Below are 14174 nucleotides of genomic sequence, written 5' to 3' on the forward strand. Positions count from 1 at the left end.
TCGGCGTCCTGGGGTCAGTCCAGGTCGATCGGCTCGTCGAGCTTCGCGACGGTCCGCCGCAGCGGGACCTCCTTGATGAAGCAGACCGCCACCAAACTCACCAGCGCGCACGCCGCGGCGATCAGGAAGATCCGCCCGGTCGCGTCGCCGTACGACTGACGAACGAGTTCGGCCAACTGCGGGGGCAGGTGGTTGACGTCGAGCAGACTGGTGCCGCCGCCGTCCTGGAGCTTGCCGGCCGCGGCCGCTCCACCCGGGCCGCGCAGCACTCCCTCGATCAGCAGATCCTTGACCCGCGCCGCGAGCACCGCGCCGAGGACCGAGACCCCGACCGCGCCACCGAGGCTGCGGAAGAACGCGACCGTCGCGCTGGACGCACCGATCTGGCTGACGTCGACGGTGTTCTGCACGGCGAGCACCAGGTTCTGCATCATCATGCCCATGCCGATGCCCATCGACAGCATGCCCAGGCCGACGTACCAGTACGGCGTGGTGTGGTCGATCGTGCCGAGCACGACCAGGCCGATCACCAGCAGCACCCCACCGCCGATCAGGAACCGCTTCCACTTGCCGAACCGGGTGATCAGCTGACCGGAACCCACCGACCCGAAAAACGAGCCGAGCATCATCGGGATCGTCAGCAGACCGGCCTCGGTCGGGCTGTAGCCGCGGGCGATCTGGAAGTACTGGCCGAGGAACAGCGCGCTGCCGAACATCGCGACGCCGACCGCGAGGCTGGCCACGATCGCCAGCGCGGTGGTCCGCTCCCGGACGACCTTCAGCGGCACCAGCGGCTCGGCGGCCCGGCTCTCCACGACCACCGCGAGGATGCCGAACAGCACCGTGCCGCCGACGAACAGCGCGGACTGCCACGAGATCCAGCCGAAGTCGTGACCGGCGAAGGTGACCCAGATCAGCGGCAGGCTGGCGGCCGCGCTGATCAGCACCGCGCCGAGGTAGTCCATCCGCACCCGGCGCTTGGTCAGCGGCAGGTGCAGGTACTTCTGCAGCACGACCAAGCTGACCACGGCGAGCGGGACACAAACGTAGAAGCACCAGCGCCAACCCAGCCAACTGGTGTCGACGATGACACCACCGATCAGCGGTCCACTGACGGTCGCGACCGCCATCACCGCACCCATGTAGCCGGAGTACCGGCCGCGGTTGCGGGGCGGGATCGCCGCGCCGATGATCGCCTGCGCGAGCGCCATCAGACCACCCATCGCCAGTCCCTGGAGCACCCGCGCGCCGATCAGGAACGGCACGTTGTGCGCCATACCGGCCAGGGCGGAGCCGACCACGAACAGCGAGATGGCCAGCTGCACGAGCAGCTTCTTGCTCATCAGGTCGGACAGCTTGCCCCAGATCGGGGTGGAGACGGTGGTCGCCAGCAGGCTCGCGGTCAGGACCCAGGTGTACTGCGTCTGGCTGCCCTGCAGGTCGGCGATGATCGTCGGCAGGGCGTTGCTGACGATCGTCGAGCTGAGCATCGCCGTGAACAGCGCGGCGAGCAGCCCGACCAGGATCTCGAGGATCTCGCGGTGGGTGAGTTCCGGCGCGGCAAGGGCGGGCCGGGTCTCGGTGACAGTCATCGTTCTCCAGTCGCAGTGGTGGGACGCCTCACGGATGCGGCAGCCTCGGTGACGGCTCCGGCGATCGTTCGCAGGGTCTCGGCGGCGGCTGCCAGGTCGTCGTCGTCCCAATCGGCCAGAGCGGTGCGCAATCGCTGGGTGTAGCTCGCGTACAGGGCCTCGAGCCGCGAGCGGCCGGCCGGGGACAGCGCGACCAGCGACACCCGCGCGTCGGCCGGATCGGGCCGACGGCTCACCAGACCGTCGGCTTCGAGCGCGGTCAGCTGGCGGCTCACGACGGACGCGTCGACCCCCAGCTTCGTGGCGATCTCCCCACCCCGCTGCTCGCCGTCCTTGGCCAGGACCTTCAGCACGCCGGCGTCGGCCCGGCGCAGGCCGGAGTCGGGCCACAGATTGCGGTGCTCGATACAGCGCACGGCCCGGATCAGGGAGCTGACTCCCTCGAGCACTTCCTGGGCCGGCGTGTCCCGTTCCACCCCCGGGACAGAGGGTTGCTGGGCTAGTTGCATAACCCAACTATATATTCGGATGGTTGGTTTCTGCAACCATATGATCGAGAAGAGCTGTGGCGATTACCCAGGGTGATCAGCCGAGGCCGGAGAGATCAGCTGAGGTCGGCGTTCAGGCGGCCGAGCAGGCGGGCCAGGTCGGTCAGGTCGGCGCTGTCCCAGCGGTCCAGGATGGCGCGGAACTCAGCCTGGCGCTGGGCGCGCATCGCGTCGTACCGCTCGGCGCCCGCCGTGGTCATCCGGAGCAGCCGCGCCCGGCCGTCGTCCGGGTCGCCGACGCGTTCGATCAGGCCGAGCGACTCCAGCTGGCTCAGACCCCGGCTAACCGTCGACTTGTCCAGGCCGAGGGCCTGAGCGACATCGGAGGCGCGGACGCCGGCCCCGCCGGACGCCGTACCGAGGTCGATCTGGGAGATCAGCGCGTAACCGGCGGCGTCCATCTCCGGGTGCACCCGGCGGGCCAGCAGCATCTGCGCGGACCGGGCGCGCCGGAGCAGGATCGACAGCTCCTGCTCGACATCGGCGATCAGACCGGGCGGACGTCCGGTGGAACGCCCGGCGGTCGGTCCGGCGCCGGGCGGCAGTTCGGTCGAGGACTCGGGCGTCTGGGCAGCCGCCATGTCGTTCACCGGACCACGACGCCGGCGTCGCGCAGCGCCTTCTTGACGTCGGCGATCCGCAGGTCGCCGAAGTGGAACACGCTCGCCGCCAGCAACGCGTCCGCACCCGCCTCGACCGCGGGCGGGAAGTGCTCGGGTGCTCCCGCTCCGCCACTCGCGATCAGCGGTACGTCGACCACCGCGCGGACCGCCCGGATCAGCTCCAGGTCGAAACCCTGTTTGGTGCCGTCGGCATCCATCGAGTTCAGCAGGATCTCCCCCGCGCCGAGCTCGGCGCCCTTGCGGGCCCACTCGATCGCGTCCAGCCCGGCCGACTTGCGGCCGCCGTGCGTGGTCACCTCGAATCCGCTCGGCTGGTCCGCGGACCGCCGGACGTCGAGCGACAGCACGAGCACCTGGTTGCCGAACCGATGCGCGATCTCCTGGATCACAGCGGGCCGGTGGATCGCGCCGGTGTTGATGCCGACCTTGTCCGCGCCGGCCCGCAGCAGCCGGTCGACGTCCGCGGCCTCCCGGACGCCACCTCCGACGGTGAGCGGGATGAACACCTGCTCGGCGGTCCGCCCGACCACGTCGTACGTCGTCTCGCGGGAGCCCGACGACGCGGTGATGTCGAGAAAGGTCAGCTCGTCGGCACCTTCGGCGTCGTACAGCTTGGCCATCTCGACCGGGTCACCGGCGTCGCGCAGGTTGACGAAGTTGACACCCTTGACCACCCGCCCGGCATCAACGTCCAGGCAGGGAATCACACGCACGGCGAGGCTCACGGGGACAAGGCTAGCGAGCGCGTCCAGTCCAGACCGCAACTGACCCGGCGAAGGCCGGAACAACCACGCCGCCCGGCACAAGAGCTCACGCGAAGTCACGACCTCCACCACCGACCAAGGCGCTCGGCCCGGCAGACGACGAGCGCGGAACACCTGTCAGCAGGTGTTCCGCGCTCGGTTGGTCGGTGGTGCAGGTCCTACTTCCAGGCGCGGCGCTTGCCGGCCTCGGGCTGGATCGGGGTGGTGGCTTCCCAGACCCGGCGCCAGCGGGCGGCGTCGGGGCCGGACTGGGACGGGGAGGTGCCGGCGGCGACGCGGCGGCGGGCCTCGTACCAGTTGCTGGATTCCTCGTCGAGCAGGGCGGAGACGGCGGCCGCGATCCGGGGAGCGAAGTCGCGGGGGCTCTCCCCCTCGGCGGGGCGGAGCGGGTCGCCGTAGCGGACGGCGACCGTCGGGCGGCCGGGGACCGGCCAGCCGCGGCCGCGTGGCATCGCGGCGAACGAGCCCTTGATGCCGACCGGGATCACCGGGACGCCGTGCTCGACGGCCAGGTACGCCGCGCCCATCCGGAAGCGCTCCATCCAGCCGTCGGGCGAGCGGGTGCCCTCGGGAAAGACGACCACGTTCCACCCGTCGGCGAGCAGGTCGCCGGGCGTCGAGCTGAGCTTGCCGCCGCGGCGCTCGATCGGGAACGTGTTGAACACGATCGCCGACGCGGTCGCCCGCCACCAGGTGTCGAAGAAGTAGTCGGCCGCCGCGGCCACCGCGGTCTTGCGGCGCATCGCGTCCGGCAGCGTGCACAGCACCAGGGGCGTGTCCAGGTGCGAGGAGTGGTTGGCCACGATCAGCGCCGGGCCGTCCAGCTTGACCAGCGAGTCCAGGCCGCTGACCTGCGGGTTCACCTCGAACCGCAGGACCGAGTTGAGCGCGCCCTTCTGCAGCACCTCGCGGATCGCGATCGCGGCGGGCTTGCGGGCCCACTTGGTCGGGAAGACCGAGGTCTCCTTGGGGATCACGTACGGCTCGGCCGAGCGCGGGACCTGGGTCCGGCGGCCCCACCGCCAGCCGCGCGCGACCTGCTTGACGTCGCGCGCGGTGTCCCGGCCGAACTTCACCAGGTTGGCCCCCATCAGCGAACGTCCGCGAGCAGGTGCGGCGGGTTGTGCAGGTAGGTGATCGACGGCGACCGGCCGACCGAGTGGCTGACCATCTCCAGCGCGTCCTGCAGCGTCGAGGCGGACCGGAAGCCCATCCGCTCGACGGTCTTGCGGTTCGCGCCGACCCAGACGATGTCGCCGCAGTGGTCCAGGGCGTGCGAGATCCAGTACCACATGTAGAACGGGTGCACGCCGTGATAGGCGTACGACGTCCGGTACAGGTGGATGTACCACGGGTCCTCGGCGTACTGCTTCTCGAACTTCGCCTCGATGGTGGCCGGGTCGGTCGACTCCGACAGCACCTCCTCGAAGAAGTCCACGTACGACGGGTGGTGCAGCTGGCTGAACTCGTAGTCCACCGGGTGGTACAGGATCACCGCGCCGTCCTTGCGGACGACCGGGTTGCCCCGGTAGGAGTTGAAGTAGTAGCCCAGCCCCATGCAGGCGGCCAGGATCGGGTTCATCACCGAGTTCACGTTGTACGGGCCGACGAACGGCACGCCCATGATCGCGACGTCGGACTGCCCCTGCACCTCGACCAGGTGCTGCTTGTGCACGTTCTCGATCGTCTTCTCGTGCACCGGCTCGATCGAGCCGGCGTGGATCCCGGTCAGCCCGTAGTTCGACCGGACGTCCTGGAAGATCTTGCGCCGGGCCTTGGCCGGGGCCAGCGCGAGCCCGCGCTTGGCGCCGAGCATCGCGGCCTGGTCCTTGATCGACCACTCCCACTCGCGCTTCTGCAGGAACTCCAGCGGACCGCCGAAGATGTCGTTGTTCAGCGTGGTCTCGATCTGGAAGACCTTGACGTGCTGGGTCAGGATCTCGCCCATCCGCCAGGCCGAGTGGTGCATCTTCGAGGCCTTGTGGTCCATGAACGACCGCGAGTGGATCATCGTGTGGCTGTTGTGGTGGTGCTTCAGCGACTTGTACGACGCCAGCCCGATCGACGTCGACTTGTGGCCGCCGTCCATCGCCACCAGGTTCACGTTCACGTAGACCAGCAGGTCGGACTCGGCCGCCCGCTTGGAGATCTCGACGTCCTCGCCGTGCCGGGTCTGGCCCAGGTGGGTCAGGTTCTCGGTGTCCTCGGCGTCGAAGTTGTACAGCTTGCCGTCGGGGAAGAACGACCGGAAGACCCGCTCGCCGACGATCTCGCGCAGCTCGTTCGGGGTCAGCCGGCGGTGCAGCGCGTTGGCCGAGATCAGCTCGACGTCGTCGACGCCGGCGTCGGCGGCCATCGTCAGCACGGCCTCGATGATGCGCTGGCGGATGTCGGGCTTCTTCATCGGCGGCAGCGGCAGCGAGATGTCGTCGAAGGCGATGGTCAGCCGCATCCCCGGCCGCAGCAGCTCCGGCAGCGGCTCGGACTCCAGCGGGTGCAGCAGCGCGTTCTGGATCGCCTCCTCCACGTCCCGGACCGGCGGCAGCGCCTCCGGCGGGTACACCACCCGCGTGCCGAGCGGGAACCGCTCCAGCAGGAAGCCCTCGCCGTTGTGCACGAGCAGCGGCGGCGTCCGGTCGTCCACCTCAAGCACAAACCCTGGCCGAGCCATGTCAGAACCTCTCTCGTCGTACGTTCAACACTGCGTCCACTGCGGCGATCATGAGGCCCTCACGTCGAAAGCCACCTTCACGGTGCCCAGGCGGCCGGCGGACTGCGCGTGGTCCAGCGCCTCACGCCACCGGTAGAGCGGGTAACGCGCCCCGACCACTCCGTCCAGCGGAGCCTTCGCGGCGATCTCGAGCGCGGTCTCGAAGGCGGGCCGGCCGTTCGGCTCCTCCCGCGACGACGCGTAGGTCCCGGTGACGTCCAGCTCACGGAACCACACCGGCGACAGGTCCGCGCCCGTGGACGGCATCCCGGCCAGCACGACCCGGCCCCCGGCCTTGGTGACCCGCAGCACGGTGTCGATCGAGTCCTTGCTGCCGACCGCGTCCACGGCGATGTCCACGCCGCCGAGCAGGAACTCCTTGGCGTTCAGCTCCGGCTGCAGCCGGAACGCGCCGGTGGCCCGGCGGACCCCACGGAAGACCTCGTCGGGCGCGACCACGTCGCTCGCGCCGAACGCCCGGGCCAGCTCGCGCTGCTTGGGGTGCTTGGCGACGACGGTGATCCGGCCGGCCTGGGTCAGCTCACGCAACGCGAGCGTCGCGAACAGCCCGACCGCGCCGGCCCCGCTGACCAGCACCGACTGCCCCGGCTCGACCTTCGCCCGCAGCGCGGTGTGCACCGCGCCCGACAACGGCTCGGTCAGCACGGCCCGCTCGTCGGACAGGCCGTCCGGTACGGCGTACAGCTGGCTGCGGTGGGCGACCATGACGTTGCCCCAGCCGCCACCGGTGTCGGAGCAGAAGCCGGTCTGCAGTCCGGGCGAGACGTGACCGACGGTGATCCGGTCACAGCGGTTGGTGTGACCGGTGGCGCAGCTCTCGCACGGCTCCACGCCGCGGGCGGCGCAGGTCAGGACGGAGTCCATGACCACCCGGGTGCCCTTCGGCAGGTCCTCGCAGTCGTCGAGCAGCTCGCCGACGATCTCGTGTCCCGGGACGAACGGCATCGAGACCAGCGCCGAGAAGTACAGCTTGGTGTGCCCGGTGACCATGCCGAGGTCGGAGCCGCAGATCCCGGACAGGATCGGCCGGATCCGCGCCCAGCCGTCCCGGTCGGCCTTCGGCTCGTTGATCGTGACCAGGCGCAGCGGCGCTGCCGGTCCGGTCAGGATGCCGGGGATCCGGCTGCCGACCGCCTTGGCGGCCAGGAACTTGGCCGGCGAGCGGTACATCTCCAGTGCGAGCATCATCGGGCGTTCACCCCGGGGATCTCCAGACGCGACGAGGTGGACGGGGTCTTCCAGTCGACGATCTGCCAGCGCGCGGCCCGGGCGGCCCGGAACAGCGAGACGTCCGGCGAGACCGCGACCGGGTTGCCGACGGTGGTCAGCATCGGCAGGTCCGAGTGGCTGTCGGCGTAGGCGTAGGACTTCGACAGGTCGATGTTCGTGCCGCGGGCCCGGTGCTTGATCCAGGCCGCGCGGGACTCGCCGACCAGCGGCGGGCCGGTCAGGTAGCCGGTGCAGCGGCCCCGGTCGTCGACGGCCAGCTCGGCCGCGACGATCTCGTCGAACAGCGGCTCGAGCGGCCGGGTCAGGGGCCGGATCGCGCCGGTGATGAGGATCGTCTTGTGCCCGGCGGCGCGGTGCTCGCGGATCCGCCGGACGGCGGCGCCACTGAGCCGCTCGAGCACGTGCCCGGCCAGGACCTCGTCGACGATCTGGTTCAGCTCCTCCAGATCGGCGCCCTCGTAGCGGCGGTAGATCGTGCGCAGGAACGTGCCGCGGTCCTTGCGCTCGGCCGAGATCAGCTTCGGCAGCTTGCGCAGCATCGCGCCGATCTCGCCGGCCCGCTGGTGACTGTCCAGCTCGGGCAGCCGCATCCACAGGTAGGTCTCGATTACGTTCGACGACAACAGCGTGCCGTCCATGTCGAACGCGGCGATCACCTCGGCGTCGTCCGACGGCGTGACCTTCTTCAGCGTGCCGGCCGACTCGGCCAGCGCCTTGTTGCGCTTCTTCCGGACGACGTCCAGCCGGCGCAGCGAGTCGGTGACGCTCGGGCAGTGCACTTCCTGCAGGTAGTGCTGCCAGTCCACGATCGAGGTGTCGCACCAGAACGTGTCCCGGTCCTCACCCTCGAGGGCGTTGTGCAGTGCGAGCACGTTGTCGTCGATGAACTGCAGCTCGGCCTGCGCGTACTCGGCGTACAGGTCCATGTAGCGGCGCAGGAAGTCGAGCCGGCGCTTCTGCACGTCCAGCTCGCGGGCGTACTTGCGGGTCCGCTCGCCGCGCGGGATGTGGGTGATGATCGTGTCGGCGATCTTGTGCGCGCGTTCGCCGTGACGCAGCAGGTTCTCGACCGAGTCGCCGCCGGGGAACTTCCACACCGGCAGCCGGACCGCGCCGCGCTCGCCCAGGTCGAACGGGTGCTTGGAGAAGTACGCGCGCACGCCGGCGTACAGCTGCTCGAAGGTCAGCGGGTTCCGGGCACCGGAGCTGACGTGGTAGTACTCCGGCTTCGACAGCTCGGGCTCGGTCGCCATCACCGCGCAGATCGCGCCGACGACGTGGTCGACGGGGATGATCTCGACCACCGAGTCCGGGCTGGCCGGGAACTCCGGCAGCTCACCGCGGCCGTAGGCCAGGATCAGCGGCTCGGCCATCTTGAAGCCCTCGATCCAGCCCGGGTGCGGGCTCTGCACCGCGGACTCGATGATGGCCGGCCGGACGATCGACGTCGGCAGCTTGCTGGCGAACTCCTCGACCACGCGCTCGCCGAGCGCCTTGGTGAAGGTGTAGCAGTCAGTCCAGCCGAGGCTGCGGGCACGCTCGGTGCCGGTCTCGATCAGCTTCTTGGCGACCCACTCGGTCCGGCGGCGCTCGGTGTCGGCGGCCGCGGTCAGGTGACCGGCCCGGCGGTGCAGCTTCTCGGAGTCCTTGCGGAACTTGGCCAGCATCGGGGCCGAGCGCGACATGCCCTCGATCCGGGCCTTCATCGCCATGCCGGCCTCGGCCTCGGTGCGCCAGTCGACGCTGTGGTCGACCGGTGCCTCGGGGATCGCGCCCCGGCGACGGCCCGCGGTGTACGCCGTGGAGATGTGCACGTAGTGGATCCGGCGGTCCGTGCCCTGGCGGCTCTCGTCGATCCGCTCCAGCAGGCTCTTGGTGCCGAGCACGTTGGTGGTGAACGCCTCGTGGATCGGCGGGTCGAAGCTGACGTCGCCGGCGCAGTGCACGACGATGTCGAGATCGGTCGGCAGCTCCGGGACGTCGGCCAGGTCGCCCTCGACGACCTCGACCCGGGCCGCGGACAGCGCCTCGGCGTCGGCGTACGGGGTGCCTTCGCCGTAGAACGGCTTGAAGATGTCCTTCTTCAGCAGCTGGGCCATCCGGTCGGTGCCCTTGAGCGAGCCCTTCGGCCGGATGATCGCGACCACCGTGGTGCCCGGCAGGTCACCGATGATGCGGTGCAGCAGTGCCTCACCGACGAACCCGGTCACACCGGTGACCAGGACCTTCTTGCCGTCCAGCTTGTCGGCAAGCCTCACTTGTCGCCTCCACGGGTGAATTCGAGTGCCTCGGTCAGGGTGAACGCGCCGGCGTACAGGGCCTTGCCGACGATGACGCCCTCGACGCCGTCGCTGACCAGCGTGCTCAGCGCGCGCAGGTCGTCCAGGCTGGAGACACCGCCGGACGCGACGATCGGCTTGTCGGTGCGCGCGCACAGGTCGCGGTACAGGTCCAGGTTCGGGCCCTGCAGCATGCCGTCCTTGGTCACGTCGGTGACGACGTACCGCTCACAGCCGGCCTGTTCGAGGCGTTCGAGCACCTCGTAGAGGTCGCCGCCTTCCTTGGTCCAGCCCCGCGCGGCCAGCGTCCGGCCGCGGACGTCCAGGCCGATCGCGACCCGGTCGCCGTAGGTCTGGATGATCCGGTCGCACCACTCCGGGTTCTCCAGCGCGGCGGTACCGATGTTCACGCGACGCGCACCGGTGGCCAGGGCGGCTTCCAGGGACTCGTCGTCGCGGATCCCGCCGGACAGCTCCACCTGGACGTCGAGCTTGCCGGTCACGTCGGCGAGCAGCTCGCGGTTGCTGCCGCGGCCGAACGCCGCGTCCAGGTCGACCAGGTGGATCCAGTCGGCGCCGGCCTCCTGCCACGCCATCGCGGCGGCCAGCGGGTCGCCGTACGAGGTCTCGCTGCCGGCCTCTCCCTGCACCAGCCGCACCGCCTGCCCGTCCGCCACGTCGACGGCAGGCAGCAGCACCAGGTTCGACCGGGGCGGTGGGGTGGGGAAAGAATCCAACGCAGACATGGCCCACACCCTAGATGCCCAGGGTTCCGGTTTCGTAACCCACTGCCCGCTTGAGTCGTTGGGATCCGATCTGTCTCAGCGATACCAGTGCGGGTTGTGGTCTGGCCCGTAACATCGTCGGGCATGACCACTGTGGCGGAGCTGGCGGACGATCCGCACGCGGCGTTGGCGGCGGTGCGGCCGGTGGGCTGGCTGGACGCGCTCGGCGGGTGGGTGGTGAGCGGGCGCGAGCTCGCGGTGCGGGTGATGCGCGATCCCGAGACGTTCACGGTCGACGACCCGCGGTTCTCGACGGCGCAGGTGGTGGGGCCGTCGATGCTGTCCCTGGACGGTACGGCGCACGTCGCGCACCGGGCGCCGTTCGAGAAGGCGTTCGGGCTGGCGGAGACGCGGGCGCGGTTCACGGAGCCGGTGGCCCAGACGGTGGCGTCGCTGGTCGAGGAGATCGCGGCGGACGGGGCCGCTGATCTCCGGCGAACGCTCGCCGGGCCGCTGTCCGTGGCGGTCGTGGCCTACTCGCTCGGGTTACCGCCGGCGTCGGCCTCGACGGTGCTCGGGTGGTACGAGGCGATCTCGGACTCGGTGACCGGCGTCGCGGCCGGTCGCCAGGTCACGGCGGCCGGGGCCGAGGCATTCGCGCGGCTGCACGCACATGTTGCCGGCGGCATCGAAACGTCGGACTCGCTGGTCGCCGAGGCGGCCGGTGCGGGCCTGGGCGTGGACGAGGTGGTCGCGAACGCCGCGGTGCTGATGTTCGGCGGGATCGAGACGACCGAGGGCATGATCACCAACTGCCTCTGGCACCTGCTGACGCATCGGGACCAGCTCGAGCTCGTGCTGGCCGATCCGACTCTGCTGGCCAACGCACTGGAGGAGTCGCTGCGCCTCGAACCCGCGGCGGCCGTCGTCGATCGCTACGCCACCCGGGACGTCGAACTGGCCGGCTGCCCGGTGCGTCGCGGGGACCTGGTCACCGTCTCGCTGGCGGGCGCCGGTCGCGACCCCGAGGTCTTTCCCGATCCGGACCGGTACGACGTACGCCGTGCGAACGCGCGCCGCCACCTGGCGTGGGCCAGCGGGCCGCACATCTGTCTTGGGATGCACCTGGCTCGGCTGGAAGCGCTGACCGCACTGCGCGCCGCCCTCGCACTCCCGGGGCTGCGGCTTGATCCGTCGTCTCCTCCCCCGCGCGGTCTGGTCTTCCGCAAGCCGGCGGCGGTGAAGGTGCGCTGGGACGTCGAACAGGCGCCTCCACCTCAGGTCTAGCCGCGCTGCTCCTGGTGCCAGTACGCCGCGGTGGCCGACGTCTGCTTGCGGATCACGTCCGGCGCCGGCTCCGCTGGCCACAGCTGGAGCAGGTAGTGGTCGACGACCGGCTCGTCGCCCAGGACGACATCGACTTCCTTGCCCTTGTCCATCCCGGCGGCGCAGTAGCGGGCCCGGTAGCTGACAACCGGCAACTCGGCCTTCACGAACGGGCCGGAATCCAGCCCGTGCAGCGTCAACGCCGAACCGGCCGGCACGAGCGAGACCTCGACGACTTCCTCCCACTGGTCGTCCAGCGCCGGTTCCGCGTCCAGCCGCTCGACGCGCAGGCCGACGGCGCCGCTGTGCAAGCCGGTCATCAGCAGCAGCCGTCCGGGTTGTGCCGCTCCGCAGAGCCCGTTGACCTGACCGCGCCGGGCGTCGTCGAAGTCCGGCCAGTCCACCCCACCGGTCATCAGGTAGATCTGGCCGAAGGTCAGGCCCATCCGGCCGTCGAAGATCGTCGTCATGTCGCGACCCTAGGGCGACCGGCGCGGAGCCGGCGGAGGATTTGCACGAACGGGCAACGCGCCGGCCGCCCGTACTGTCAGTGCGAGCGCCGGAGCACCATCAAGCTGGCCGGGATCACCGGGGTCTCGCGATCGGGATCGGCCTCGGCGTCGCGGCGGAAGGCCGCGAACCCGGCCTCGATCTCCTCGGCCGGAAGGTGCTCGAACGTCGACAGCGCCCGCGTGCTGACCCGGTCGTACAGCGCGGCCAGGGTGCGCGGCCGCTCGGCGCTGATCAGCCGCAACTCGTCGTCCGGCACGAGACCGGCCGCGCGCGCCATCCGCTGGGTCTCCGCGACCGTGCGGTACATCGCCGCGTCGGCAGCCGGCGCCGACGGGAAGTACTCGTACCAGGGCAGCTCCGGCATCCGGTCCGCGAACTGGCTCCTCAGCAGCACGACACCACCGGGCCGCAGGACACGGTGCAGCTCGCGCAACGCCTGCTGCTGATCGGCGAAATGGTGGAACGACAGGAAGAGCAGCGCCACGTCACACGAGGAGTCCGCCAGGGGGATCGCCTCGGCGGATCCTTCGAGATAGGTGACCCGGGGATGCGGCGGGGACTGCTCGCGCATCCGGGCGGAAGGTTCCACCCCGTACGCCGGCCCGCCGAACGTCTCGGCCAACGCCGGAGTGAAGCGGCCGATGCCGGAGCCGAGATCCAGCACGGTCAACGGGCGCTGCGCCGGAACGACCTCGGCGTACGCGCGCATCCAGGTGTCGATGGTTTCCTGGTCGACGGCCCGGCCGGCCGCGTACACGCGGTGCAGGCGATCGTCGTAGTCGACCATGGCTAGTCCTTCCAGGCCCGATGCCAGACGGGCGGCTGCTCGGCGTGCAGCTCGACGGTGAAGTGGGTGTGGCCCACCTTCATGTGCGAGACGGTAGACCATCCGGAGTCAGTACGACGGTGGCGCCGGAGTCGGCTGCGGCCTGGACCAGTCGCAGCGTCGCCAGGGCCGGGTGGTCGTCGAGCAGCTTGGCCGAGTTCGCCATCGAGCGCAGGGCCGCTGCCTCGCCGCGGGCGCGTTCGAGAGCGGCGCGGCCGCGCTGACGCTCCACCGCGGTCTCGGCCAGCGCGACGCGCAGCTCGCCGACGACACCGAGGTCGCGGATCGCCGCGTCGAGCACAGTGATGCCGAGGTCGGTCGCTTCCGCCTGGACCGGAGCGCCCAAGGCCGCCGCGACCGCGTCCCGGCCTTCGGGGCGCAGCAGCTCGTCGAGCTCGTGCCGGCCGACCGCGTCGCGGACCGCCAACTGGAGAGCGACATGCAGCAGTTCCTCGGGGGCTTCGGCGCGCTCGACGAAGGCGCGCGCGTCGGACACCTTCCAGCGGGCGATCGCGGTGACGCGCACGGTCACGCCGTCGGCGGTGAAGATCTCCTGGCCGGAGACCGACAGCTGGCGGATCCGCAGGTCGATGCGCTCCTGCCGGGTCCGGCGGGCCTGGCGGACGGCGTACCGGCCGGGTTCGAGCTGGGACTCGAAGGCACCGTCGCGGTACACCAGTACCTGCTCGTGCGTCTGCACGGTGATCTTCGCCATCGTCCACTCCCCTTCGTCCGGTCGTCGCCTGCTGTCGTCGCCTGTCTGTGTACGCCGCGATGCGGACGGCCTGTCCCGGTGCTCACCCCGGACCCCGGCGGAGGAACCGGCTCGTGACGAGCAGCCGGGCCTGCAGAGCCGGGGGTCGGGCCAGCGCGAGCACCGGGACAGACCTGGAGAGCCTTGTCCGTTGCAAAGCGGCAGACGTACCGCACCGGGTACAACGCGCAGAACGGTTCCGGCGAACGCCGGCGCCGCTGCTGATCCGGCCGTACGCCGATCAGTGTGCGGGCCGGTGTGGG

Annotated in this window: 13 protein-coding genes; 1 reads left to right on the plus strand and 12 read right to left on the minus strand. The window is 70.5% G+C overall.

Features of this window, described 5'->3' with window-relative positions; genetic code table 11:
- Positions 1 to 14: 14 nt before the first annotated feature.
- The 9 genes from BWI15_RS23705 to priA all read right to left on the minus strand — a co-directional run bounded on the left by BWI15_RS23705 (position 15) and on the right by priA (position 10513).
- Positions 15 to 1592: an MFS transporter gene (locus BWI15_RS23705; protein WP_077016656.1), complete on the minus strand. Its 1578-nt coding sequence runs from the start codon at positions 1590 to 1592 to the stop codon at positions 15 to 17.
- The gene (locus tag BWI15_RS23710; RefSeq protein WP_083750961.1) at positions 1589 to 2101 is read right to left on the minus strand and encodes a MarR family winged helix-turn-helix transcriptional regulator; all 513 of its coding nucleotides are present in this window, start codon (positions 2099 to 2101) and stop codon (positions 1589 to 1591) included. Before BWI15_RS23710 ends, BWI15_RS23705 begins: the two co-directional genes overlap by 4 nt.
- A gap of 95 nt (positions 2102 to 2196) precedes the next feature.
- Positions 2197 to 2721, minus strand: coding sequence for a MarR family winged helix-turn-helix transcriptional regulator (locus tag BWI15_RS23715; RefSeq protein WP_237771427.1), 525 nt, complete (start codon positions 2719 to 2721; stop codon positions 2197 to 2199).
- Between the two features lie 5 nt (positions 2722 to 2726).
- Positions 2727 to 3488, minus strand: coding sequence for an imidazole glycerol phosphate synthase subunit HisF (hisF, locus tag BWI15_RS23720; RefSeq protein WP_077016658.1), 762 nt, complete (start codon positions 3486 to 3488; stop codon positions 2727 to 2729).
- A gap of 197 nt (positions 3489 to 3685) precedes the next feature.
- Positions 3686 to 4618, minus strand: coding sequence for a lysophospholipid acyltransferase family protein (locus BWI15_RS23725; RefSeq protein WP_077016659.1), 933 nt, complete (start codon positions 4616 to 4618; stop codon positions 3686 to 3688).
- The gene (locus BWI15_RS23730; protein ID WP_237771428.1) at positions 4618 to 6171 is read right to left on the minus strand and encodes a lactate racemase domain-containing protein; all 1554 of its coding nucleotides are present in this window, start codon (positions 6169 to 6171) and stop codon (positions 4618 to 4620) included. The genes BWI15_RS23725 and BWI15_RS23730 overlap by 1 nt, the downstream gene beginning before the upstream one ends.
- A 75-nt stretch (positions 6172 to 6246) precedes the next feature.
- Positions 6247 to 7446 (minus strand): zinc-dependent alcohol dehydrogenase, encoded by a 1200-nt coding sequence (locus BWI15_RS23735; protein WP_077016661.1) that lies wholly within the window; start codon positions 7444 to 7446, stop codon positions 6247 to 6249.
- A complete protein-coding gene (locus BWI15_RS23740) occupies positions 7443 to 9746 on the minus strand; it encodes an HAD-IB family hydrolase (RefSeq protein WP_077016662.1) in 2304 nt (767 codons plus the stop codon). The genes BWI15_RS23735 and BWI15_RS23740 overlap by 4 nt, the downstream gene beginning before the upstream one ends.
- Positions 9743 to 10513: a bifunctional 1-(5-phosphoribosyl)-5-((5-phosphoribosylamino)methylideneamino)imidazole-4-carboxamide isomerase/phosphoribosylanthranilate isomerase PriA gene (priA, locus tag BWI15_RS23745; RefSeq protein WP_077016663.1), complete on the minus strand. Its 771-nt coding sequence runs from the start codon at positions 10511 to 10513 to the stop codon at positions 9743 to 9745. The genes BWI15_RS23740 and priA overlap by 4 nt, the downstream gene beginning before the upstream one ends.
- Before the next feature lie 123 nt (positions 10514 to 10636).
- On the opposite strand from priA, the gene BWI15_RS23750 reads away from it, so the two are divergent.
- On the plus strand, positions 10637 to 11779 hold the full coding sequence (locus BWI15_RS23750) for a cytochrome P450 (RefSeq protein ID WP_077016664.1): 1143 nt from the start codon (positions 10637 to 10639) through the stop codon (positions 11777 to 11779).
- Here the strand turns inward: BWI15_RS23750 and BWI15_RS23755 are convergent.
- The 3 genes from BWI15_RS23755 to BWI15_RS23765 all read right to left on the minus strand — a co-directional run bounded on the left by BWI15_RS23755 (position 11776) and on the right by BWI15_RS23765 (position 13872).
- Positions 11776 to 12288, minus strand: a complete 513-nt coding sequence (locus BWI15_RS23755) for a hypothetical protein (protein WP_077016665.1) — start codon at positions 12286 to 12288, stop codon at positions 11776 to 11778. The two genes, BWI15_RS23750 and BWI15_RS23755, sit on opposite strands and share 4 nt — an antisense overlap.
- 77 nt (positions 12289 to 12365) lie before the next feature.
- Positions 12366 to 13118 (minus strand): class I SAM-dependent methyltransferase, encoded by a 753-nt coding sequence (locus tag BWI15_RS23760; RefSeq protein WP_077016666.1) that lies wholly within the window; start codon positions 13116 to 13118, stop codon positions 12366 to 12368.
- Positions 13119 to 13197: 79 nt separating this feature from the next.
- Positions 13198 to 13872 (minus strand): slipin family protein, encoded by a 675-nt coding sequence (locus BWI15_RS23765; RefSeq protein WP_077016667.1) that lies wholly within the window; start codon positions 13870 to 13872, stop codon positions 13198 to 13200.
- Positions 13873 to 14174: the final 302 nt, after the last annotated feature.

It is taken from the genome of Kribbella sp. ALI-6-A, assembly GCF_001984195.1.
Classification (GTDB): domain Bacteria; phylum Actinomycetota; class Actinomycetes; order Propionibacteriales; family Kribbellaceae; genus Kribbella.

What these genes read in the sequence shown, in the direction of transcription:
- BWI15_RS23750 (WP_077016664.1), top strand. Translation starts at nt 10,637, where the DNA reads ATGACCACTGTGGCGGAGCTGGCGGACGATCCGCACGCGGCGTTGGCG.
- BWI15_RS23715 (WP_237771427.1), bottom strand. Translation starts at nt 2,721, where the DNA reads ATGGCGGCTGCCCAGACGCCCGAGTCCTCGACCGAACTGCCGCCCGGC.
- BWI15_RS23705 (WP_077016656.1), bottom strand. Translation starts at nt 1,592, where the DNA reads ATGACTGTCACCGAGACCCGGCCCGCCCTTGCCGCGCCGGAACTCACC.
- BWI15_RS23760 (WP_077016666.1), bottom strand. Translation starts at nt 13,118, where the DNA reads ATGGTCGACTACGACGATCGCCTGCACCGCGTGTACGCGGCCGGCCGG.
- BWI15_RS23755 (WP_077016665.1), bottom strand. Translation starts at nt 12,288, where the DNA reads ATGACGACGATCTTCGACGGCCGGATGGGCCTGACCTTCGGCCAGATC.
- BWI15_RS23710 (WP_083750961.1), bottom strand. Translation starts at nt 2,101, where the DNA reads ATGCAACTAGCCCAGCAACCCTCTGTCCCGGGGGTGGAACGGGACACG.
- BWI15_RS23725 (WP_077016659.1), bottom strand. Translation starts at nt 4,618, where the DNA reads ATGGGGGCCAACCTGGTGAAGTTCGGCCGGGACACCGCGCGCGACGTC.
- BWI15_RS23765 (WP_077016667.1), bottom strand. Translation starts at nt 13,872, where the DNA reads ATGGCGAAGATCACCGTGCAGACGCACGAGCAGGTACTGGTGTACCGC.
- BWI15_RS23735 (WP_077016661.1), bottom strand. Translation starts at nt 7,446, where the DNA reads ATGATGCTCGCACTGGAGATGTACCGCTCGCCGGCCAAGTTCCTGGCC.
- priA (WP_077016663.1), bottom strand. Translation starts at nt 10,513, where the DNA reads ATGTCTGCGTTGGATTCTTTCCCCACCCCACCGCCCCGGTCGAACCTG.